Origin of the sequence: Curtobacterium sp. PhB137 (assembly GCF_003814955.1) — a bacterium.
Taxonomy (GTDB): domain Bacteria; phylum Actinomycetota; class Actinomycetes; order Actinomycetales; family Microbacteriaceae; genus Curtobacterium.
Genome location: NZ_RKQO01000008.1, coordinates 277644 through 300001 on the forward strand (window position 1 = coordinate 277644; position 22358 = coordinate 300001).

At 71.4% G+C, this 22358-nt stretch carries 21 protein-coding genes and 1 tRNA gene; 9 read left to right on the forward strand and 13 right to left on the reverse strand.

Going from position 1 to position 22358, the window contains the following annotated elements; genetic code table 11:
* Nucleotides 1–66: 66 nt before the first annotated feature.
* The gene (gene mnmA, locus EDF28_RS15720; RefSeq protein WP_123340734.1) at nt 67–1173 is read right to left on the reverse strand and encodes a tRNA 2-thiouridine(34) synthase MnmA; all 1107 of its coding nucleotides are present in this window, start codon (nt 1171–1173) and stop codon (nt 67–69) included.
* 56 nt (nt 1174–1229) lie between these two features.
* On the opposite strand from mnmA, the gene EDF28_RS15725 reads away from it, so the two are divergent.
* The 3 genes from EDF28_RS15725 to EDF28_RS15735 all read left to right on the forward strand — a co-directional run bounded on the left by EDF28_RS15725 (nt 1230) and on the right by EDF28_RS15735 (nt 3593).
* Nucleotides 1230–2522, forward strand: a complete 1293-nt coding sequence (locus EDF28_RS15725; protein WP_123294070.1) for an MFS transporter — start codon at nt 1230–1232, stop codon at nt 2520–2522.
* A gap of 170 nt (nt 2523–2692) precedes the next feature.
* Nucleotides 2693–2773: transfer RNA gene (locus EDF28_RS15730), tRNA-Leu, on the forward strand.
* 118 nt (nt 2774–2891) lie between these two features.
* Entirely contained in the window at nt 2892–3593 is a 702-nt protein-coding gene (locus EDF28_RS15735; RefSeq protein ID WP_123294071.1) for a DedA family protein, read from the forward strand.
* Between the two features lie 71 nt (nt 3594–3664).
* Here EDF28_RS15735 and rdgB read toward each other — a convergent pair whose 3' ends face one another.
* The 3 genes from rdgB to murI form a co-directional block, all read right to left on the reverse strand.
* Nucleotides 3665–4255: an RdgB/HAM1 family non-canonical purine NTP pyrophosphatase gene (gene rdgB, locus EDF28_RS15740; RefSeq protein ID WP_123340733.1), complete on the reverse strand. Its 591-nt coding sequence runs from the start codon at nt 4253–4255 to the stop codon at nt 3665–3667.
* Nucleotides 4252–4983, reverse strand: coding sequence for a ribonuclease PH (rph, locus tag EDF28_RS15745; RefSeq protein ID WP_123938934.1), 732 nt, complete (start codon nt 4981–4983; stop codon nt 4252–4254). The genes rdgB and rph overlap by 4 nt, the downstream gene beginning before the upstream one ends.
* 74 nt (nt 4984–5057) lie before the next feature.
* On the reverse strand, nt 5058–5897 hold the full coding sequence (gene murI, locus EDF28_RS15750; protein ID WP_123938935.1) for a glutamate racemase: 840 nt from the start codon (nt 5895–5897) through the stop codon (nt 5058–5060).
* A gap of 155 nt (nt 5898–6052) precedes the next feature.
* On the opposite strand from murI, the gene EDF28_RS15755 reads away from it, so the two are divergent.
* The gene (locus tag EDF28_RS15755; RefSeq protein WP_395875361.1) at nt 6053–7303 is read left to right on the forward strand and encodes a nicotinate phosphoribosyltransferase; all 1251 of its coding nucleotides are present in this window, start codon (nt 6053–6055) and stop codon (nt 7301–7303) included.
* A 98-nt stretch (nt 7304–7401) separates the two neighbouring features.
* Here the strand turns inward: EDF28_RS15755 and EDF28_RS15760 are convergent, their stop codons facing one another.
* From EDF28_RS15760 to EDF28_RS15770, 3 genes are all read right to left on the reverse strand, one after another.
* Nucleotides 7402–7662: a DUF3039 domain-containing protein gene (locus EDF28_RS15760; RefSeq protein ID WP_111033217.1), complete on the reverse strand. Its 261-nt coding sequence runs from the start codon at nt 7660–7662 to the stop codon at nt 7402–7404.
* Nucleotides 7663–7723: 61 nt separating this feature from the next.
* The gene (locus EDF28_RS15765) at nt 7724–9295 is read right to left on the reverse strand and encodes an ABC transporter permease (RefSeq protein WP_123938937.1); all 1572 of its coding nucleotides are present in this window, start codon (nt 9293–9295) and stop codon (nt 7724–7726) included.
* The gene (locus EDF28_RS15770; RefSeq protein WP_260155049.1) at nt 9271–10620 is read right to left on the reverse strand and encodes an ABC transporter ATP-binding protein; all 1350 of its coding nucleotides are present in this window, start codon (nt 10618–10620) and stop codon (nt 9271–9273) included. Before EDF28_RS15770 ends, EDF28_RS15765 begins: the two co-directional genes overlap by 25 nt.
* A gap of 297 nt (nt 10621–10917) precedes the next feature.
* On the opposite strand from EDF28_RS15770, the gene EDF28_RS15775 reads away from it, so the two are divergent.
* The 4 genes from EDF28_RS15775 to EDF28_RS15790 all read left to right on the forward strand — a co-directional run bounded on the left by EDF28_RS15775 (nt 10918) and on the right by EDF28_RS15790 (nt 13671).
* Nucleotides 10918–11613 carry an NTP transferase domain-containing protein gene (locus tag EDF28_RS15775; RefSeq protein WP_111085011.1) on the forward strand — a complete coding sequence of 232 codons (696 nt, stop codon included), beginning with the start codon at nt 10918–10920 and terminating at the stop codon, nt 11611–11613.
* Nucleotides 11614–11657: 44 nt separating this feature from the next.
* Nucleotides 11658–12482, forward strand: a complete 825-nt coding sequence (locus tag EDF28_RS15780) for an ABC transporter permease (protein WP_395875334.1) — start codon at nt 11658–11660, stop codon at nt 12480–12482.
* The gene (locus EDF28_RS15785) at nt 12482–13252 is read left to right on the forward strand and encodes an ABC transporter ATP-binding protein (protein WP_123938938.1); all 771 of its coding nucleotides are present in this window, start codon (nt 12482–12484) and stop codon (nt 13250–13252) included. Before EDF28_RS15780 ends, EDF28_RS15785 begins: the two co-directional genes overlap by 1 nt.
* A 116-nt stretch (nt 13253–13368) precedes the next feature.
* On the forward strand, nt 13369–13671 hold the full coding sequence (locus EDF28_RS15790) for a hypothetical protein (RefSeq protein ID WP_111085009.1): 303 nt from the start codon (nt 13369–13371) through the stop codon (nt 13669–13671).
* 17 nt (nt 13672–13688) lie between these two features.
* On the opposite strand, the gene EDF28_RS15795 is transcribed toward EDF28_RS15790, so the two are convergent.
* From EDF28_RS15795 to EDF28_RS15815, 5 genes are all read right to left on the reverse strand, one after another.
* On the reverse strand, nt 13689–14921 hold the full coding sequence (locus EDF28_RS15795; RefSeq protein ID WP_123938939.1) for a CDP-glycerol glycerophosphotransferase family protein: 1233 nt from the start codon (nt 14919–14921) through the stop codon (nt 13689–13691).
* Nucleotides 14922–14963: 42 nt separating this feature from the next.
* Nucleotides 14964–15872 (reverse strand): glycosyltransferase family 2 protein, encoded by a 909-nt coding sequence (locus EDF28_RS15800; RefSeq protein WP_123939023.1) that lies wholly within the window; start codon nt 15870–15872, stop codon nt 14964–14966.
* 56 nt (nt 15873–15928) lie between these two features.
* A complete protein-coding gene (locus tag EDF28_RS15805; protein ID WP_123294078.1) occupies nt 15929–16750 on the reverse strand; it encodes a CDP-alcohol phosphatidyltransferase family protein in 822 nt (273 codons plus the stop codon).
* 4 nt (nt 16751–16754) lie between these two features.
* The gene (locus EDF28_RS15810; RefSeq protein WP_123294079.1) at nt 16755–17798 is read right to left on the reverse strand and encodes a glycosyltransferase family 2 protein; all 1044 of its coding nucleotides are present in this window, start codon (nt 17796–17798) and stop codon (nt 16755–16757) included.
* Nucleotides 17799–17981: 183 nt separating this feature from the next.
* On the reverse strand, nt 17982–20012 hold the full coding sequence (locus EDF28_RS15815) for a S1C family serine protease (protein ID WP_260155050.1): 2031 nt from the start codon (nt 20010–20012) through the stop codon (nt 17982–17984).
* A gap of 191 nt (nt 20013–20203) precedes the next feature.
* Here EDF28_RS15815 and EDF28_RS15820 point away from each other — a divergent pair, with 191 nt between their 5' ends.
* Nucleotides 20204–21406 carry an aminotransferase class I/II-fold pyridoxal phosphate-dependent enzyme gene (locus EDF28_RS15820; protein ID WP_123938940.1) on the forward strand — a complete coding sequence of 401 codons (1203 nt, stop codon included), beginning with the start codon at nt 20204–20206 and terminating at the stop codon, nt 21404–21406.
* Between the two features lie 54 nt (nt 21407–21460).
* Here EDF28_RS15820 and EDF28_RS15825 read toward each other — a convergent pair whose 3' ends face one another.
* The gene (locus tag EDF28_RS15825; protein WP_123938941.1) at nt 21461–22330 is read right to left on the reverse strand and encodes a carbon-nitrogen hydrolase family protein; all 870 of its coding nucleotides are present in this window, start codon (nt 22328–22330) and stop codon (nt 21461–21463) included.
* Nucleotides 22331–22358: the final 28 nt, after the last annotated feature.

Below are 22358 nucleotides of genomic sequence, written 5' to 3' on the forward strand. Positions count from 1 at the left end.
GCCATCAGTTCTACCGTGTGCCACCGACGGCGCGTGCAGCGGACCCACCGCCCGGGAGCGGCGGTCTCAGGCGTCGACGGGGACGGCGCTGACGGTGCTGTCGATCGTGCACTGTCCGAGCACCCGGGTGCCGACGTAGACCACGGCCGTCTGCCCCGGGGCGACCCCGTGCAGCGGCTCGTCGACGTCGATCACGAGCACGTCGTCCTGCACCCGCGCCGTCGCCGGCACCGGGTCGGCGTGCGCCCGGATCTGCACGTCGCACGCGAACGGCGTCTGCGGGTCGGCGGGTGCGGTGCCGGCCCACGTGAAGCGGGAGCCCGACATCGACGACACGGCCAGGGCCTCCTTCGGACCGACCACGACGGTGTTGTCCTTCGGGCGGATCTCGAGCACGAACCGGGGCTTGCCGTCGGCGGCGGGGCGCCCGAGCGACAGTCCGCGGCGCTGCCCGACCGTGTAGCCGTGCGCGCCGTCGTGCGAACCGACGACGGTGCCGTCGCGCTCGACGACGTCACCGGTCTCGCTGCCGACACGGTCGGCGAGCCAGCCGCGGGTGTCGCCGTCGGGGATGAAGCAGATGTCGTAGGAGTCGGGCTTCTGGGCGACGGTCAGCCCACGCTCGGCGGCCTCGGCCCGCACCTCGTCCTTCGACGGGGTCGCCCCGAGCGGGAACATCGCGTGCTGCAGCTGCTCGGCGGTCAGGACCCCGAGCACGTAGGACTGGTCCTTCGCCCAGGCGGCGGAGCGGTGCAGCTCACGCGAGCCGTCCGGACCGGTGACGATCGAGGCGTAGTGCCCGGTCGCGACAGCGTCGAACCCGAGCGCCAGGGCCTTCTCGAGCAGGGCGGCGAACTTGATCCGCTCGTTGCACCGCATGCAGGGGTTCGGGGTGCGGCCGGCCTGGTACTCGGCGACGAAGTCGTCGACGACGTCCTCCTTGAACCGGGCCGAGAAGTCCCACACGTAGTAGGGGATGCCGAGGGCGGACGCGGCGCGCTGGGCGTCCATCGAGTCCTCGATCGTGCAGCACCCGCGACTGCCGGTGCGGAGCGTGCCCGGCATCCGGCTCAACGCCAGGTGCACGCCGACCACGTCGTGCCCGGCGTCGACCGCCCGGGCAGCAGCCACCGCCGAGTCGACCCCACCGCTCATCGCCGCCAGAACACGCATGCCTCCAGGGTAACCCGCCGACGAACCCGTACCGCTGGCGTACCGTTGGTCGAGCGATGGCCACGACGGGGAACGACTCATTCGACTTCCGGTCCGTCCTGTTGTCCGGGTTCCTGCCCGCGGCACTGTTCGCCATCGGCGAGGGCGCGATCATCCCGATCATCCCGATCGCCGCGGACTCCCTCGGCGCGACCCTGGCGTTCGCGGGCTTCGTCGCGTCGCTCATCCTGGTCGGCGAACTCATCGGCGACGTGCCGTCCGGCATCGTCGTCGCGCGGATCGGCGAGCGGAACGCGATGATCGGCGCCGCCCTGGTGTCGGTCGGCGGCCTCGTCGTCTGCACGACCGCGGCGAACGCGTGGGTGCTCGCCCTCGGGGTGTTCCTGGTCGGCGTCTCGACCGCGGTGTTCGCCCTGGCACGGCACGCCTACATGACCACCGCGATCCCCGTCCGCATCCGAGCCCGGGCGCTGTCGAGCCTGGGCGGGGTGTTCCGCTTCGGGTACTTCGTCGGACCGTTCCTCGCCGCCGGTGTGATCCACCTGACCGGCACCACCGCGAGCGCCTTCTGGATCCACGTCGTGTGCTGCCTGGCGGCGGCGACAGTGCTCCTGGTGCTGCGCGACCCGGCGACGGGTGCACGCGGTCTGCGGTTGCCGCCACGGGCCTCCCGGTCGGGGTCGGACGCGACCGGCGTGACCGAGCCGTCCACCGACACCGGAGCGGTCTTCGTCGGCAAGGAAGCACACGGCCTCTTCCGGACCCTCCGCACGAACCGGGCCGTGCTGCTGCGGCTCGGCAGCGGCGCCGCGCTCATCGGCGCGATGCGCGCCGGACGCCAGGTGATCCTGCCGCTGTGGGCGGTCAGTGTCGGGTTGAACGACTCGACGGCCGCTCTGATCATCGGCATCGCCGGTGCCGTCGACTTCGCGCTGTTCTACACGAGCGGCCAGATCATGGACCGCTGGGGGCGGTTGGCGAGCGCACTCCCCTGCATGCTCGGGCTGAGCATCAGCTACTTCCTGCTCGCCTGGAGCGGGCACCTCGACGCGCGGGTCGGCTGGTTCGTGGGGATCGCGATGGGGATGTCGCTCGCCAACGGCGTCGGCTCCGGCATCCTCATGACGCTCGGTGCCGACCTCGCCCCGCGCGACGACCCGGCGCCGTTCCTCGGAGCCTGGCGCTTCACCGGCGACTTCGGGTCCGCTGCTGCGCCGCTCGTGATCTCCGGGGTGACGGCCGTCGCGACGATCGCGGTGGCCAGCGGCGTGATGGGCGTGCTCGGCCTGATCGGTGCCGGTGTGCTGCTGCGGTACGTGCCGCGGTACCTGCCGCGCCAGCTCCGCTGACGCGCGCCGCGCGCAGCCGTTTCCCACGACTCGGTGCGAGGTTGCCCACTCGGTGCGCGCTTTCTGCGCCGCACGGAGTGATCAACCTCGCACCACCGACGTCCGCCGACGTCCGCCGACGTCCGCCGACGTCCGTCTCGCCGCGCGCGCTCGGTAGACTGCCGCTGCTCGCGGGAGTGGTGGAATCGGTAGACACGCAGGATTTAGGTTCCTGTGCCCCAGGCGTGAGGGTTCGAGTCCCTCCTTCCGCACCGACCGTTGCGTGCTCGCGCATCTCATACCACCGAGGGACGTTCCGGTCACGCGCGGACGGTACCCTCGTCGTGCGGGTGACCCTCCCGTCACCGCATCTGCACGACCGGAAGAGACATGCACTCCGTCGCACTCGCCCTGATCCCATGGCTGGATCCGCAGTACATCCTCGACCACTTCGGGGCGGTCGCAGTGCTCGTCGTCTGTGCGATCGTCTTCGCCGAGACCGGTCTGCTGATCGGCTTCATCTTCCCGGGCGACAGCCTGCTCGTCATCACCGGCCTGTTCGCGTTCGACCGCGGCGGCGAGATCGGCGGCATCCCGATCTGGGTCGCGGCCCTGATGATCGGCGCTGCGGCGTTCCTCGGTGGGGAGCTCGGCTACTACATCGGCAAGAAGGCCGGCCCGCCGATCTTCGAGCGCAAGGAGAGCGGTCTGTTCTCCAAGGCGAACGTCGAGCGGACCAACGCGTTCTTCCACCGGTTCGGCCCGCTCGCGGTGATCCTGGCGCGCTTCGTGCCGGTCGTCCGCACCTTCGCGCCGATCGCCGCCGGCGTCGGCCGCATGGACTACAAGAAGTACTCGCTCTACAACGCGATCGGCGCCGTCGTCTGGGGTGTCGGTGTGACGTTCCTCGGGTACTTCATCGGGCACATCCCGTTCGTCGCCCACATCGTGCGCGAGTACATCGACATCATCCTGCTCGCCGCCGTCCTGGTCACCGTCGTGCCGATGGCGCTGACCTACATCCGGAACGCCCGCAAGGCGAAGAAGCGCGAGCACCAGGCCGAGTCGACGGCCGTCGACCCGCAGCTGTAGCGGTACGCCGGACCGGATGCGACAGGCCCACACCGTTCGGTGTGGGCCTGTCGTCGTCGCAGGTGGGCAGTTCAGAGCCCGAAGTGCTCCCGCACGACCGGCGCGATGCCCCGGAACGCCTTGCTGCGGTGCGACAGCGCGTTCTTCTCGTCGCGGGTGAGCTCGGCCGACGACCGGTCGGCGTCGTCCGGCCGGAACACCGGGTCGTAGCCGTGTCCGCCGTCGCCGACCGGCGCGGTCAGCACCTCGCCGTTCCACACCGCTTCGACCACGTGCTCGAACCCGTCGGGCGTGACGAACGCGGCCGCGCACACGAAGGCGGCGGTCCGCTCCACGACGCCGTCGAGGTTCTGCAGCAGCAGCGCGATGTTGTCGGCGTCCGACCGGGTGCCCGCGTACCGCGCCGAGTGGATGCCCGGGGCGCCGTCGAGCGCGTCGACCGCGATGCCGGAGTCGTCGGCGAGCGCCGGCAGCCCGGTGTGGGCGACCGCGGCGCGGGCCTTGATCAGGGCGTTCGCGGCGTAGGTGTCGCCGTCCTCGACCGGCTCGGGGCCGTCGTAGCCGACCAGCTCGACGCCCTCGCCCAGCGCCGACCCGAGGATCTCGCGCAGTTCCACGACCTTGCCCTGGTTGTGGGTGGCCAGGACGACGGTGCCGGTCACGCCAGCCCCAGCACGGACTTCTGGATCGCCGCGAGCGACTGGTTGCCGGCCAGGCCCAGGTCGAGCAGGACGTTCAGCTCGTCGCGGTCGAACGGCGCGTGCTCGGCGGTCCCCTGCACCTCGATGAACTTGCCCGACCCGGTCGTGACGATGTTCATGTCGGTGTCGGCGGCGGAGTCCTCGGTGTACGCCAGGTCGAGCATCGGTTCCCCCTTGACGATGCCGACAGAGATCGCCTGCACGCTGTCGGTGAGCGGGGTGGCCTTCTTGCCGATGAAGCCCTTGCCGCGGCCCCACTCGATCGCGTCGACCATCGCCACGTAGGCGCCGGTGATCGACGCCGTGCGGGTGCCGCCGTCGGCCTGCAGCACGTCGCAGTCGATGACCAGGGTGTTCTCCCCGAGGGCCTTCGTGTCGACCACGGCGCGGAGCGAACGCCCGATCAGCCGGGAGATCTCGTGGGTGCGGCCACCGACCTTGCCCTTGATCGACTCGCGCTGCATGCGCTCGTTCGTCGACCGCGGCAGCATCGAGTACTCGGCGGTGACCCAGCCGGTTCCCTTGCCGGCGAGCCAACGGGGCACGCCGTTCGTGAACGAGGCCGTGCAGAGCACCTTGGTGTTGCCGAACGAGATGAGCGCGCTGCCCTCGGCCTGCGTGCTCCACCCCCGCTCGATGGTGACGGGACGGTGTTCCTCGGCCTGGCGGCCGTCGATGCGGGTGGTCATGGTGTCCTTTCGGTCCGGCCTGGAGGCGCGGTGCGGGTCATCGGGGCGGGCGGCGGCTGGCGGCTGGTCGCCGCTCAGGCCCGCCCACGGGGCAGCGTGATGGCGCCGGTCTCGAGGTGGCCGACGCGGACGATCTCGGGGCCGAGGAACCGGCGGGCGAGCCGCAGGAACCCGTCCTCGTCGTCGCCGGTCGACTCGAACGAGTACGTCGGGGCGGTGGTGGAGGTGCGTTCGAGGCCGTGCTCGACGAGCCGGCGGTACACGTCGTTGGCGGTCTCCTCGGCACTCGACACCAGGGTGACGTCCGGGCCCATCACGTACTGGATGGCGGCGGACATCAGCGGGTAGTGGGTGCAGCCGAGCACGAGGGTGTCGACGTCGGCGGCGCGGATCGGGTCGAGGTAGCCGGCGGCGACCTCGCGCAGCTCCGGCGACGAGGTGTCCCCCGCCTCGACGAACTCGACGAACCGCGGGCACGCCGCCAGGGTCAGGCTGACGTCGGAGGCCACCGCGAAGGCGTCCTCGTAGGCGCGCGAGGTGATGGTGCCGACCGTGCCGATGACGCCGATGCGCCCGGTCCGGGTCTGCTTCACGGCGGCGCGGGCGGCTGGCTGGATGACCTCGACCACCGGGATGCCGTACGCCTGCTCGTACCGTTCGCGGGCGTCGCGGAGCACGGCCGACGACGCCGTGTTGCAGGCGATGACGAGGGCCTTGACGCCGAGTTCGACCAGGTCGTCCATGACCTCGAGCGCGTAGCGGCGGACGTCGGCGATGGGCTTCGGGCCGTACGGCGAGTGCACGGTGTCGCCGACGTACCGGATGCTCTCGCGCGGCAGCTGGTCGATGATCGCGCGGGCCACCGTGAGCCCGCCGACCCCGCTGTCGAAGACTCCGATCGGTGCATCCGTCACGGTGACCAGCGTACCGACGCGCGCTGCGGACGTCGGGACCGACCGCCTGCGCGCCGCGGGCCGCACGCCCGAGGCGATCCGGGCCTCCCGGAGGTCACGACACTAGTGTCGACAGCGTGACCAGCGCGCTCCTGACGGACCAGTACGAACTCACCATGGTCGACGCGGCCCTGAAGGACGGGACCGCCCACCGGCGCTGCGTCTTCGAGGTGTTCGCCCGGCGACTGCCCGACGGTCGTCGCTACGGCGTCGCGGCCGGCCTCGGCCGGTTCCTGACCGCCCTCGGCGACTTCCGCTTCGGCGACGACGAGATCGGGTTCCTGCGCGACCGCGGGGTCATCGACGAGGGCACCGCAGCCTTCCTCGCCGACTACCGGTTCACCGGGGACGTCCGGGCGTACCGCGAGGGCGAGGTCTACTTCCCCAACTCCCCGATCCTGCAGGTCGAGGGCACGTTCGCCGAGGCCGTCGTGGTCGAGACGCTCGCCCTGTCGGTCTTCAACGCCGACTCCGCCATCGCCTCGGCCGCCGCGCGCATGGTCTCCGCCGCCGACGGGCGTCCGCTCGCCGAGATGGGCTCCCGCCGCACCGGCGAGTGGAACGCCGTCGCCGCAGCACGGGCCGCGTACATCGCCGGGTTCGGCGCGACGAGCAACCTCGAGGCCGGCCGCACCTGGGGCATCCCGACGATGGGCACCGCGGCGCACGCCTTCACCCTGCTGCACGACTCCGAGGAAGCGGCGTTCCGGTCGCAGCTCGACGCCCTCGGCAACGGCACGACGCTGCTCGTCGACACCTACGACATCGAGCAGGCCGTCGAGACCGCCGTCCGGCTGACCGACGGCAAGCTCGGCGGTGTCCGCATCGACAGCGGCGACCTGCCCTCGGTCGTCGCGGCCGTCCGGGCGCAGCTCGACCGGCTCGGCGCGACCGACACGAAGATCACGGTCACGAACGACCTGGACGAGTACACGATCGCGGCCCTCCGTGCGGCCCCGGTCGACTCGTACGGCGTCGGCACCTCGGTGGTCTCCGGCTCGGGGCACCCGGCCGCCGGCATGGTCTTCAAGCTCGTGGCGCACCAGTCCGCCGACGGCGACGACTGGGTCGCCGTGGCGAAGAAGTCAGCGGACAAGGCCTCGATCGGTGGCCGCAAGGAAGCCGGCCGACGCCTGCGCAACGGTGTCGCCACGGCCGAGGTCGTGCTCACCGCCGGACAGGTCGGCCCCGACGAGCGCCCGCTGCTCGTGCCCGTGGTCACCGGCGGCGAGGTCGATCCGGCGTTCCTCGGAGCGCAAGGTGTCGAGGCCGCGCGGGCGCACCACAAGCGGGCGAAGGCCGAGCTGCCGGCGGACGCCGCGCGCATCGGTCGCGGCGACCCCGCGATCCCCACCCTGGTGATCTAGCGCGCCGCTGCGCGCCGCTGCGCATCGCTTGGTGAGCAGAAATGGTCGGGTCCCCGAAGGCGACCCGACCATTTCTGCTCACGATGCGCAGGCTGCGCCTACTCGGACTTCATCTTCTCGTAGATGGCCTTGCAGTCCGGGCACACCGGGAACTTCTCCGGGTCGCGGCCCGGGATCCACTTCTTGCCGCACAGCGCCTTGACCGGCTTGCCGGACAGGGCGGACTGCAGGATCTTGTCCTTCTTGACGTAGTGCGAGAACCGCTCGTGGTCGCCGGGTTCGATCGCTTCGTCTTCGAGGAGCTTCTCGAGCTCCCGGTCCATCACGTCGAGGCCGCCGCCTGGTTCCGTCATGCTCATGGGTCCAGGGTACGACGGTCTGCGCACGTTGGTCTGCGCACCTCGAGTTCGTTCCGGAACGCTAGTTGCGCTGCGCCGCGGCCAGCAGGTCCGGGCCGCGCCGGTCGAACAGCCGCCCGCCCGCGAAGATCCCGATGACGAGCACGACCGCGCCGACCCCGATGCCCACCGCGAGCGTCAGCATCGACCACGGCTCAGCGCCGCGGACGAAGGCCAGCACCGCGAGCCACGCCGCCGGGACGGTGCAGAGCACGATGCCGATCACCATCATCGACTGCGCGACCGTCGCCGTCACCCCCGCGGCCTGCGGCTGCTGGAACGGGTGGTCGCCCGGCCGCACGGTCGGGTAGGGCAGCAGCACGGACACGACGCTCGACAGCCCGAGTCCGGACAGCAGGGCGCTGGCGCTCACGCCGATCAGCAGCGGGAACACCGTCCAGTCGTCGAACAACCAGGCGGACACCGCCGAGCCGGCCACGATCGCCGGCGCACCGACGACGAGCACAGGGACGACACGGCCGAGACGGTCGCTCCACCCGGGAGCCCCGGAGGCGACGTGCAACCACACCGCGGTGTTGTCGTACGAGACGTCGTTGTGCGGCAGGAACCCGGCGATCAGCGCCATGAGCGGCAACGGCACGAGCGCGGTCCAGTGCCACGGCACCCCGGCGACCCCGAGCGGGATGACGACGAGCGGGACGAACAGGATGATCAGGTACGAGGTGCGGTACCGCGGGTCGCGCACCCAGTAGGTCAGGGCGCGGGCGGCGACGGCGGCGACCGGAGTCGAGCCGAGCCGGTCGAACCAGCCGAGCCCCTGGTAGCGCCGGGTCCGGGTGCGACCGTCGACGGTGTCGAGCGCCCGACCGACGAGCGCCCACCACGCCCAGGCCAGCAGGGCGACGACGGCGATCGCGACGAGCAGCTTGAGGAACCCGGTGCCGACGTGGCCGCTGGCGACCTCGGCGGGCACGGCCCAGGCAGCGCCCCACGGCGTCCACCCCGCGACGTCCGCGACGCGTTGCATCTCGGTGCCCTCGGGGTCGAGCCAGTCGACGCGGAGCAGCAGCGAGACCGCCGGGATCGCGAGCACGATGATCACGAGCGCGACGAGCCACCCGGCGTCGCGGGACCGGTGCGGGCCGATCAGCCGCGAGCCGACGGTGCAGCACACGCGGACCAGGAGCGCGCAGGTGGCGATCGCGAGCAGGCCGCCGATCACCGCGAGCACACCGGTGCCGGCGTCACGCGCCCAGGCGATCGACTGGGCGACGGCCACGACGACGACCCCGATCACCGGGACGCCGATCAGCCCGGCGACGACGAGGCCGATCGCGAGCCCGCGACGGCCGATGCCGAAGACCGCGAAGCGCCGCGGGTCGAGCTGGTCGCTCCGTCCGACGACGAGCGGGACGACGGTGAACGCGAACGCGATGAGCGTGCCGACCGGCACGGTGACCGCGCGGGCCGTGTCGGGGTCGGCGGACCGCAGCGCGACCGTCTGCGTCGCGACGAACACGGCGGCGAGGAGCCCGACGAGGCTGCCGAGCACGACGAGCACGGACCGGCGGGCGCTGCCGCGGACCTCGCCCGCGAGCAGGTCGGCCCTCAGCCGGAGAAGCTGTGCAACCATTCCATGCTCTCTGCCACGACGCGGCCGCCCGCGAGTTCGACGAACTTGTCCTCGAGGCTCTTGCGACCGCGCACCTGGGCCATGGTCCCCGAGGCGAGGACCTTGCCGCCGACGATGATGGCGACGGAGTCGCAGGTGCGCTGCACGAGCTCCATGGAGTGGCTGGAGAGCACGACGGTGCCGCCACCGCGCGTGTAGCGGCGCAGGATGTCGGTGATGGTCGCGGCGCTCACGGGGTCGACCGACTCGAACGGTTCGTCGAGCACGAGGACCCGCGGAGAGTGGATGAGCGTGGCGGCCAGGGCGATCTTCTTCGCCATGCCCACCGAGTAGTCGGCGACCTGGCGACCGAGCGCCTCGCCGAGCCCGAACGCCTCGGCCAGGTCGGTGCTGCGCTCGCGGGCCGTGGCACCGTCGAGACCGCGCAGGGTGGCCGAGTAGTAGAGCAGCTGCGCACCGGTGAGGCGGTCGAACAGCCGCAGGCGGTCCGGCAGCACGCCGAGGCTGCGCTTGGCGGCCGTGGGGTCGGCCCAGACGTCGTGGTCCAGGACCGTCACGGACCCGGCGTCGGGACGCAGCAGACCGGTGATCATCGACAGGGTGGTCGTCTTGCCGGCGCCGTTCGGGCCGACCACGCCGAAGATCGAGCCCTGGCGGATCTCGAGGTCGACCTCGTCGACGGCGAGGGTCTGCCCGTACCGCTTGACGAGGCCGTCGGCGGCGAGCACGACGGGCTGCAGCTTCTGCGGGGCCTTGGGCGCGGTGGCCCGGGGAGCACGCTTCTTCGCGGCGGAGCTCGTCGCGGCGTCCGCCTCCGGTGCGTCGGTGTCCGGTGCGCCCTGCGCTGCGTGCGCGGTCGCGTCCGTCGCGGACTTCGCGGACGTCGCGTCGCTCGACGCGGGGCCGGGAGGCACGGTGCCGGTCGTGCCGGCGGCCTTCGCCGGTCGCTTGGTGCGTTGCTTCGTGGTGCGCGCCTTGGCAGGTCGGGCGCCGGTGGTCGTCGTCGGGGCCGCTGCCGCGGCACGGGCCGCGGGACCGGGCGCTGCGGTGCCGGGCACTGCGTCCGACTGCGGCTCGGTGACCGGATCGGTGTCGGCGGCCGTGGTGTCGGCAGCCGTGGTCTCGTCGGTCATCTCGTCATCAACGGAGGCGTCGCGCGCATCCGGTTCCCCCATGTCGTCGTCGTCGGCGTCGTCCCCCGCCGCGGCGTCCACCCGGTCGGCGGCACGCTCGTCGGCGTCCTGCTCGTCGGTGTCACTCGCTTCGGTCATCCAAGCAGCGTCGGTCGTGGCGTACACGTCCTCGTTCTCTGCTCTGGCGGCCATCGCCCAACCGTACCAACGCTCTCCGGACAGCGGGGAACCGCCCGCTACAGTGTCACGAAATGAGTACGAAGCGCGGCGGACCTACCCCTTGAGCGGGTGTTTCCGTATCATTCACCAGGGCACGAAGAAGTGTTCACCACTTGGAAACCTGCTCCGGCGGGCTCTCCGACACCGTGCAGCGGCCGCCCTCGTGGCCCGCGGCGTCCGGTTCTCGGCGAACTCGGACGTTCCGCGAGCAGACTCGACGAGGCCCGCCCGTGCCCCAGGGCGCGCGGGCGGACACCAGAAGGGACCAGCATGACCACGCAGATCGTGATCCTCGCAGCGGGGATGGGCAGCCGGCTCGGCCGCAGCCTGCCGAAGCCGCTCACGGAGCTCAGTGACGGCCGCACCATCATGCAGCAGCAGTTCGACAACATCCGCGCCGCGTTCGGTTCGAGCGCCCGCGTGACGATCGTCGTCGGCTACAAGTCGGAGCACATCGTCGAGGCCTTCCCCGACGCGTCCTTCGTCTACAACGAGTCCTACGACTCCACCAACACCTCGAAGAGCCTGCTGCGCGCCCTCAAGGCGACCGGCAAGAGCGGTGTCCTCTGGATGAACGGCGACGTGGTCTTCGACCCGATGGCGCTCGTCCGTGCGGCCGACATGATCGATGAGGACCACTCGTTCGTCAGCGTCAACACCGACAAGGTCTCCGACGAAGAGGTCAAGTACACCGTCGACGCCGAGGGCTTCATCCACAAGCTCTCGAAGCAGGTCGTCGGCGGGCTCGGCGAAGCCGTCGGCATCAACTACGTGTCGGCGAACGACAAGCAGGCCCTCATCCGCCAGCTCGGTCGCGTCGACGACCAGGAGTACTTCGAGGGCGGCATCGAGGCTGCCATCGCCGAGGACGGGCTACGCTGGTCCCCGATCGACATCTCCGACCTGTACGCGGTCGAGATCGACTTCGCCGAGGACCTCGAGCGCGCGAACAACCTGTTCGCCTGAACCTCCGTCAGGACCCCTTCGGCGGTTCCGCCCGAAGGGAAACCGTGACCACAGCGAGCGCGCCGACCGTGCCCGCGGCTGCCGCACCAGCGGCGACCCGGAGCGCCGGTCGGCGCTATCGTCATGCCCTCTGGCTGCTGACCGTCCGCGACCTCCGGGTCCGGTACTCGACGTCGGCGCTCGGGTACGTCTGGTCGATCCTCGACCCGCTCGTGATGTCGGCGATCTACTGGTTCGTCTTCACCCAGGTGTTCCACCGCGGTTCGGTCGGTGAAGACCCGTACATCGTCTTCCTGCTCTCCGCGCTGCTGCCGTGGATGTGGTTCACCGGGGGCGTCTCGGACTCCACGCGGGCGTTCATCAAGGAGTCGAAGCTCATCCGCTCGACGACGATCCCCCGCACCATCTGGGTCGCGCGGATCGACGCGTCGAAGGGCATCGAGTTCCTGCTGAGCCTGCCGGTGCTGGCGGCGTTCGCGATCGCGACGGGTGCGCACCTGCACTGGCAGGTCGTCTTCTTCCCGCTGGCGATCGTGCTGCAGTGCGCGCTGGTGTACGGCCTCGGCCTGATCGTCGCGCCGCTCGTCGTCTTCTTCCGCGACCTCGAGCGGGCGACCAAGCTCGTCCTGCGCTTCCTGTTCTACGCATCGCCGATCATCTACGGCACGCACGCGCTGCCCGACGCCCTGCGCCCCATCGCCGCGGTCAACCCGCTCACCGGCATCTTCGGGATGTACCGCGCCGCGTTCTTCCCGAGCCAGCTCGACTGGCTCGAGGTCGGGGCGTCGGTGGTCATCACGGGCATCGTCCTGGTCATCGGCTTCGCGGTGTTCCGACGCAGCGAGCACCGCGTGCTGAAGGAGCTGTGATGACCGCCACCGACCAGACCCGACGTACCGAGACCGTCGCGCCGGTGATCTCCGTGCGCGACGCCGGCATCTGCTTCAAGCGCAACCGACGGGCGAGCCGCAACTTCAAGGACCTCTTCGCCGGACGCGGCCGCCGCAAGCGTGCCGACGAGTTCTGGGCGCTCCGCAACGTGTCGTTCGACGTCCGTCCGGGCGAGGCGATCGGCGTCGTCGGTCGGAACGGTCAGGGCAAGTCCACGCTCCTGAAGCTCGTGGCGCAGGTGATGCTGCCGGACGAGGGCCGGATCGACGTCGGGGCCGGCGTCGCGCCGCTCATCGAGATCACCGGTGGGTTCGTCGGCGACCTGTCCGTCCGCGACAACGTCTACCTGACCGCCGGCCTGCACGGCATGTCGCGCGCCGAGATCCGTGCCGCCTTCGACGAGATCATCGACTTCGCCGAGATCGCGGACTTCGTCGACACCCCGTACAAGCACCTGTCGAGCGGCATGAAGGTGCGCATCGCGTTCGCGGTGATCTCGCGGCTCGACGAGCCCGTCATCCTGGTGGACGAGGTCCTCGCCGTCGGCGACAAGGCCTTCCGCGAGAAGTGCTACAGGCGGATCGAGGAGCTCCTCGCCGGCGGTCGGACGCTCTTCTTCGTGTCCCACAGCGACAAGGACCTGCGCCGGTTCTGCGACCGCGGTCTGTACCTCGACAAGGGCCGACTGCAGCTCGACGGCACCATCGAGGAAGCGCTGGCGCAGTACTCCGCCGACTACGGCGTCTGACCGGTCGGGTACTCCCCCTCCACAGCCAGGGCACCACGGTGCCCCCTCCACAGCGACGGGTTCCCGGGTGCTGCGCCGGGGCCCCACCGTCGGACCCTCCCCCTAACGTTCCCCCCATGCACCACCCAGCACCCGCGTACGCCGTCCCGTTCACCATCGACCGCTCGCAGGCCCCGCGCCGGTACGACCTCGTCAACACCGGGGACGAACCGGTCGACGGCCTGACCCTCACCCACCTCGGCAACGGCTACAGCCCGCCGCTGGCGGTGCACCGGCTCGAACCGGGTCGACGTCTGTCCGTCGCCGTGTTCGGCGCGGATCCGCAGGACACCGGCGTCGTGATCGTCCGCTGGCGCCGTCCGGACCGCTCCGAGTACGTGTGGCGGATGTCACTGGTCGGTCAGGGGCTGCACCCGTGACCGTGTCCGGACGGGGCTCAGCGTTCGCCGCGCTCGGCAGCGACGGTGCGCCAGCGCTCCAGCAGCCACTCGACGGCGGCGTGGAACCGGGCCGTTGCGGCACCGGGCGTGGTGTCGCCGAAGTAGCGCGCCACCCACTGCTGCAGCTTGGCGAGCTCGGCGGCGTCCCCCACGGCGGCGTCGATCCGCGCGAGCACCGACGGCGCGTCGGCCGCGGTCAGCCAGTTGGCGTCGCTCAGGTAGCCGCGTTCGTCCACATCGGCCTCCGGCGACACCGGGCGGGTCACGATCAGGGGCTTCCCGACCGCCAGGCGGTCGTAGATCATCGCGCTGATGTCGGTGATCGCCACGTCGGCGTCGGCCAGCTGCCAGCCGAGCTCGCCGCCCTCGTCGTGGACGTGGTGCGCGGTGGGGTCGGCCGCGTTCGCCGCCGTGATCGCCGCGACGATCCGCTCGTGTGCCGTTCGGTACGCCGGGTCGAGCACGCCGCTCCGCGGGTGCGGGCGGTACACCAGGCGGTGGCGGGGCGACGCGAGCACCTGCTCGGCGATGGTGGTGCCGTGGGACGCGATCGAGCCGTACGCCGCGGCGCCGCGGTCGCCCTCCCACGTCGGTGCGTACAGCACGACGGTCCGGTCGTCGGCGGGGTACGGTGCCGCGCCGGCGAAGTGGTCGGCCTGCGGGCGGCCGATCGCGATGGTCCTGGCGTCGAGGTCGTAGTCCCACAGCGCCTCGGCGAGCCGACCTCGCGCGGCGTCCCCGGCGATCAACGCGTAGTCGTACGCCTTGAACTGGTTCGTCGTCATGTACATCTTGTCGCTCTCGCCGTGGTTGACGAAGACGTGCCACATGCGCCCGTACCGCATCATCTGGAAGTTGCGGGCGTTCTGGTTGACGTACAGCACCACCTTCGGCGCCTGGGTCTCGACGAACTGCTCCAGGTCGACGACCTGACGGGCGTACACGGCGGGGACCGGCGACTCGTCGATGAGCGTGGTCATCGTGCCCGGACTGCGCGCGATGATCGCGACCGGGTGCGTCTTCGCCAGTTCGGCCAGCGGCGCGTACCACTGGCGCACCTGGTACATGTTCACGGGGCCGTCGGCGAAGTACACCGCGATCTCGATCGTGCCGGGCGCCGGCGCCGCGACCGACGGCAGGCGACGGGCGAGCTCCCGGCGGCTCCGGCGCGAGGCGAGCAGGCGCTGGGCCAGGCGCACGGCGGTCCGCACGTCACTGGTGATCGGCATGGACTGTCTCCCGTTCTGCGGTGGCGATGGGGTTCGGAGTGGTCAGACGACGGGCGGGCGCCCGGCGAGCGTCATCCGGGCGACGGTCAGCCAGCTCATCGGTCGGGTCGGCCCGCAGTCGGTGGTCCGTCCTTCGCGGATGCCGGCGAACCACGTCGTCAGGCGTCGCGGGTGTCGCCACCAGCGTGCGACCTGGATCGCGGCCCACGAGCCGACGTAGAGCGGCCGGAGCGGTGCCGGCAGGTTTCGTCGGGCCAGCCAGACGCGGTTGCGGGCGTTCAGGCGGTAGTACTCCGTGTGCCGCGCCGGGTCGATGGCCGGGTGGTGTGCGACCAGGTCGCCGGCGTACCAGGCACGTCGACCGGCGTCCCACACGCGCCACGCGAGTTCGATGCCCTCGTGCGCGTAGAAGTACTCCGCTCCCCAGCCCCCGACGACCCGGTACACGTCCATCGGCAGCACGACGGCACCCTCCCACACCGAGAACACCGGCGACGAGTGGTCCGGCTCGCCCTTGCGGATGCGTGGGACCCAGCGCCGCGGGTTGGCGGCGCCGGTCGGGTCGACCACGCGGGGCTGGAGCAGTCCGAGCGAGGGGTCGCGTTCGAAGCGGCCGACGGCGTCCTGCAGGAACGTCACCGAGGGGATCGAGGCGTCGTCGTCCAGGAAGAACACGTAGTCCCCCTCGACGACCTCGGCACCGGCGTTGCGGCCGGCCGGGATCCCGAGGTTCTCCGGCAGCGCGAGCGTCCGCACCCCGTCCGGCAGGCCGGTCGGCTCCCAGCCGTTGCCGACGCAGACCACGTCGAGTTCGACGCCCTGCTGTGCGAGCACGCTGTCGAGCCCGCGGCGCAGGTCGTCGGGCCGCGTGCCCTGGGACAGGCTCACGACGGCGACGCGGGGTCGCTGCGGGTGCGCGACCGCGTGGCGACGAACGGTGCTCGGGGTCACCGCGTCATCGGCCGCCGCGTCGTCGCTGACCGCGTCGTCGGGCACCGCGTCGTCGGTCACGCCTTGACCCGCTTGGACGCGATGATCGCCAGGAAGTGTCCGACGGTCGCCAGCACGGCCAGCGGCAGCAGCGCCCCGACCAGGATCCGGCTGGCGAGCGTGTCGCCGATCGCCAGTCCGATGAGCGCGAACAGGAACGCGAGCATGCTCAGCTCGACCGAGTGGTACAGGCGGTGGAACGGCAGGAAGCGGGCCAGGCGGCGGAGCGAGGCGAGCTTCCGGCCGGACGGCGCGGTCGAGGCGTCGCGTCGGTCGACGAGCTTGTCGAGCCCCGCGTTCGCCCGGGCGACGTGCACCATGTCGTTGAGGGCCTTGTTCAGCACGATGACCAGACCGAGCGCGCAGCCGATCGTGGTCCACATCCAGTCGGCGCCGTGGATCGGCCAGGTGGCGGCTCGGATGCCCAGCGCGACCGGGATCAGTCCCTCGGTCGTGTAGTGCCCGACCTTGTCCAGGAACACCCCGGCGGGCGAGCGGGTGCCACGCCACCGTGCGACCTCGCCGTCGCAGCAGTCCACGAGCATCTGCAGCTGTCCGAGCACCAGGGCGAGCGCTGCGCCCCAGATGCCGGGGATGAGCAGGGCCGCGGCGATGCTCCACCCGACCAGGATCATCAGGCCGGTCACCTGGTTGGCGCTGACGCGGGTCTTCAGCAGCACCCAGGTCAGGTACGGCGAGACGTCGCGCAGGTACAGCGACGCCGTCCAGTGCTCGGCGTTGGCGCGGGCGCGGACCTCGTCCGGCTGGGCGACGGCCCGCAGCTCGGCGATCGACGTCGGGCGTGCGGATCCGCGGCCGTGGGTGGCGGGGTCGGTCATGGGGTCACCGTCCGGTGTGGGTGGTCAGCTCGGAGGTGCGGGTGAGGAACCCGATGATGAAACCGAGCCCCCATCCCACGTGGATGCAGGGCAGCACCACGAGCAGCCAGAGGAAGGTCGCCACCCCGGACCGGCGCGCGACGGCGACCGACCCGAGGACGACGAAGAGCAGGTACACGGCGGGCACGGCGAACCCGAGGAGCGCCCAGGCGACCGGGCTGCCGAGGGCTGCGCCGACGACACCGACGACGCCGGCGAGGATCCCGACGGCCATGGCGGCGACCATCGCGGGCGGCACGAAGTACCGCAGGCCGTTGTTCGCGGGGAACCGACGGGCGAGCTCGCCTCGCCACAACCCGGTGGCGACGAACTGCCGCACCAGGCGCTTCAGGCTCGGTCGCGGGCGGTAGGTGACGACCAGCTCGGGCGTGAACCACACCGTGCCGCCGGTCTGGCGCAGGCGTCGGTTCAGTTCCCAGTCCTGGCCGCGCTTGATGCCCTCGTCGAACAGGCCGACCTCGAACAGGCGGTCGCGGCGGAAGACGCCGAGGTACGCGGTCTCGGCCGGGCCGGCGGTCCCACCGACGTGGTGCGGGGTGCCGCCGAGTCCGACGCGGCTGCCGTACGCCAACGCGACGGCCCGCTCGAACGGGCTGCGGCCCTCGGCGCGCATGATGCCGCCGACGTTGTCCGCACCGGACTCGAGCAGGGTGCGGACGGCGATGCGCGTGTAGTCCGGGGGCAGCACCGAGTGCGCGTCGACGCGGACCACCACGGGGTGCACCGACGCCGTGATCGCGACGTTCAGGCCGGCCGGCGTGGACCCGACCGGGTTGTCGATCGCCCGGATACGTGGGTCGGCCGCGCTCATCTCGGCCACGAGCTCGTTCGTGCCGTCGATCGAGGGGCCGAGCGCGAGGATGACCTCGAACACGCCGGTGTAGTCCTGGTCGAGCAGGCTGGCGACCGCAGCGCGGACCTCGGTGACCTCGTTGAGCACGGGCATCACGTACGAGACGCCCGGCAGGGGCTGTCCGTCTGTCTGCATGCGTACCTCGGGGTGCTGGCTGGGTGCACGGGACGCACCGGGGCGGTGCCGCCCCGCAGAGCGACCATGAGCCTATCAAGACCCGAACCCGGAACCTGCGGGGCGCCCGCGACGCGACCCGCAGACGGACGGGAGGCCCGGCGCACGTCGTGCACCGGGCCTCCCGTCCTGTCCGTGGTGGCGTCAGCCCTTGCTGTCGTACGTGCCCAGGGTCACGTCCGCCTCGCGGGACTGCCCGTTCCGGAGGTAGCTGATCGTCGTCGACGCACCGCCCGCGAAGTACCGGACCTGTGCCGTCAGGTCGGTGGCGTCCGAGACGGTCGCCGAACCGATCTTCGTGACGACGTCACCCTTCTGCAGACCGGCCTTCGCCGCCGCACCGCCGGACGAGACCGACTTGATGAGCGCACCCATCTGGGTCGCGCTCGCGTTCTCCGAGGCGTCGCCGACCGTGGCACCGAGCAGGCCGTGCGTGGCCGAGCCCTTGTCCTTGATCTCGTTCGCGACGCGCTTCACCAGGTTCGACGGGATCGAGAAGCCCACGCCGATGCTGCCGGCCGCCGAGTCCGACGACGACGAGCTGCCGGCCGAGGCGATGGCCACGTTGATGCCGATCAGCTTGCCCTTCGCGTCGAGCAGGGCGCCACCGGAGTTGCCCGGGTTGATCGACGCGTCGGTCTGGATGACGGGCAGCGAGACCGTGGTGTTCGCGGACGAGCTGCTGCCGTTGTCGCCGTTCCCCCAGAAGTCGAACGGGCCGCTGCCGCCGTTGCCGCCCTCGTTCGAGTCGCCGCCCTCGCTGGGAGCGCTCGACGTGACCTGGATGCTGCGGTTCAAGGTCGAGACGATGCCGTCCGTGACCGTGTTCGACAGGCCCAGGGGCGCACCGATCGCGACCGCGGTGTCACCGACGTTGAGCTTCGTGGAATCGGCGAACTCCATCGGCTTGAGGTCGGTCGCGTCGATCTTGATGACCGCGAGGTCGACCGTCGGGTCGGTGCCGATGAGCTTGCCCTCGTAGATCTTGCCGTTCGAGGTCGTCACGGTGATCGAACCGTTCGAGCTGTCGCCGTCGAGCGTCACCACGTGGGTGTTCGTGACGATGTAGCCGTCCTTGCTCATCACGACGCCCGAACCGGTGCCGGCCTCGTTGCTGGACGACACGTTGATCGTCACGACCGACGGCGTCGCCTGAGCAGCGACCGCGGTGACGACGGTCGCGGAGTCGTAGTCGTTGACCGTGAGGTTGCCGCCCTGCGACGAACCGGACGACGTGACGGTGCCGCCCTGCGACGACCCGGCGAGCCACCCGGCGCCGCCGCCGACCAGACCCGCGACGACCAGTCCGGCGATGATCGGCAGGACGAGCTTGCTGCGGCCCGAGCGGGTGGTGGTCGTCGTGGCCGCTGCACCCGCTGTTCCGTCAGCGAAGTAGTGGCCGTTGCGCTGGTTCGCGCCGTCCACGTCGCCGAAGGCGCTCGTGGCGGACTGCGGTGCCTGCGCCGACGCCGTCGCGTACTCCGACGAGGACGCGGGGGCAGCGGCGGAGGCCGGCTGGGCGTACTCGCCGTACCGCGGCTGGCCCGCGGTCGGCTGCTGGCCGTACTGCGGCTGCTGGGCCTGGCCGTACTGGCCCTGCTGGCCGTACTGCGACTGCTGACCGTACTGGGACTGCTGGTTCGGCTGATTCTGGCCGTACTGGGACTGCTGGTTCTGGCCGTACTGGGACTGCTGGCTCTGGCCGTACTGGGACTGCTGGCCGTACGGGCTCTGCTGGGCCTGGCCGTACTGCGGCTGCTGGTTCTGGCCGTACTGGCTCTGCTGGGCTTGCCCGTACTGGCTCGTCTGGTCTGCGGCGGGCTGCTGGCCGTACTGGGACGCCTGCCCGTACGGGGAGGTCTGCTGGCCGTACCCGGCCGGCTGCTGGCCGGCATCGCGCTGCTGGTCGCCCGAGAGCGTCGGGTACGGAGCCGTGTAGCGGTCCGTGGGGTGGTCGGTCGCCGACGGGATCACGTCGGTGTGGTCGGCGCTCGTGGCGTCGTCGGACCGCTCGGCGCTCTCGGGCTGCTCGGCGTCGTTGAACTGCTCGGAGTCGTTCGGCATCGACGTGTTCCCCTTCGTGGCCGCTGCGGCGGCGTCCTCACTGGCGGCAGGCGATGCCGCATCGTCCGGACGGCGGTCGTCGCCCTGCCCGTTGGGCGTGGTGTCGGTCATGCTGGACGTGCTCCTTTCAAGCTCGTGCAGTCTGTCGCAACCACCTGAGCGGTGCTTCTGGCGACGCTGGAAGCATCCTCTGCCGATCTTATGCGTGGGCTGTGGGTCCGTCCCCGGATCGCCGTCGGACGGCCAGCTAGGTTGGGGTCCGTTCAGCGCGACACGTCGTCGCCGTCACCGGAGGGAACCACATGCGGCAGGCAGGACCCTGGTTGCGAGCAGCCGAGGGAGCGATGCTCCTGGGACCCGACGGCGTCCCCGCGCCCACCGTCTTCGCCGAGATGAGCGCCCTCGCCGCGAGCACCGGCGCGATCAACCTCGGGCAGGGCTTCCCCGACCAGGACGGCCCCGCCGAGGTGCTCGAAGCCGCGGTCCGCGCCATCCGGGACGGCGTCAACCAGTACCCGCCCGGACGCGGGACGGTCGACCTCCGCACCGCCGTGGCCGAACACCAGCAGCGGTGGTACGGCCTCGAGGTCGACCCCGACCGGCAGGTCCTGGTCACCGCCGGCGCCACCGAAGCCCTCGCCGCGACGCTCCTCGCCCTGGTCGAACCGGGCGACGAGGTCATCACGTTCGAACCGTTCTACGACGCCTACGGTGCGCTCGTCCGGCTCGCCGGCGGCACCCACGTCACCGTGCCCCTCACCGCTCCGGACTTCCTGCCGGACGAGGACACCCTGCGCGCCGCGTTCACCGACCGCACTCGCGTCGTGCTCGTCAACACGCCGCACAACCCGACCGGCCGGGTCCTGCCCGACGAGGTCCTGCGCACGATCGTGGAACTCGCGACACGGTACGACGCCCTCATCGTCACCGACGAGGTCTACGAGCACCTGACGTTCACCGTCCCGCACACGCCAATCGCGACACTGCCCGGAGCCGCCGAGCGGACGGTCTCGATCTCGAGCGCCGGCAAGACCTTCAGCACCACCGGTTGGAAGATCGGTTGGCTCACCGCTCCCCCGACGCTCGTCGACGCGATCACGACGGTGAAGCAGTACCTGACCTTCGTCAACGGCGCACCGTTCCAGCCGGCCGTCGCCGTCGGACTGCGGTTGCCCGACGCCGTCATCACCGGGATCGCCGCCGAACTCGCCGCCAAGCACGAACTGCTCGCCTCGGGGCTCCGGTCAGCGGGCTTCGACGTCATGCGGCCGGACGGCGGGTACTTCGTGATCGCCGACACCGCGCCGCTCGGGTACGACGACGCCAGGGCCTTCTGCCTCGAGCTGCCCGCCCTGGCCGGGGTCGTCGGCGTGCCGGTGTCGGCCTTCGTCCGGCCGGACCACGCCGCGGGCTACCGGTCCCTCGTGCGCTTCGCGTTCTGCAAGCGGCGTTCCGTTCTCGAGGAGGCCGCCGGCCGCCTGGCAAGCCTCCACGCGCCGTCCTGAGCCCGATCCCGCCACCGGCGCAGTCGCGACCACGGATCGGACGGGACCTGCCGGTCAGGGGCGAGCCGTGCCTCCAGGCCGGGCGCGCAGCGCGACGTCGTACCGGCGGAGTGCCAGCGACGGGTTGACCTGCCGGACCGCCTCGGTCACAGCGGTGTCGACGGTCGCGACGAGCGTGCCGGGCGCAGAGCCGGCCGACGCCACGGCGACACCGGAGGGGTCGAGCACCACCGAGGCGCCGATGCCGATCGGGGGCGTCTGGCCGACACCGACGACCCAGACGGTGTTCTCGATCGCCCGCGCGGTGAGCAGGGTCCGCCAGTGGTGCTCCTTGCCGGGGCCGCGCACCCACTCGGCCGGCAGCACGACGACGTCGGCCGCACCGTGCTCGGGCGCTGCCAGCCGCCGGGTGACCTCGGGGAAGCGCAGGTCGTAACAGGTCTCGAGCCCGATCCGGAGGCCCGCGAACTCGAAGACCGGCAGCTGCTCCGGGTCGCCGGACTCGATGCGGTCCGACTCCCGCGACCCGAAGGCGTCGTAGAGGTGCACCTTCCGGTAGGTCGCCGCGAGCTCGCCGGTGGGGAGCACTGCCACCAGGGTGTTGCGGAAGCGCGTGGGGCCTGCCGGGGTCGCTGCGTCGGACGTTGATACGTCGGTCGTCTCGGCGATCCCGACGACGAGCGCGACACCGGTGTCGCGGGCGATGTCCTGCAGCCCTGACACGAAGGGGCCGTCGAGCGGCTGCGCTGCGGCGACGAACCGGTCGTCGATGTCGGCGGTGAAGTACGACGAGTACTCCGGCGTGACGAGCAGGGCCGCTCCCCGCGCCGCTGCGTCGGCTGCCGCGGTCCGGACGGTCTCGAGGTTGGCCACCGGGTCGTCCACGGGAGCGAACTGCGCGGCGGCGATCGTGAGGGTGCCCATCCGCCGAGCGTACCGGCGCACTGCGGAG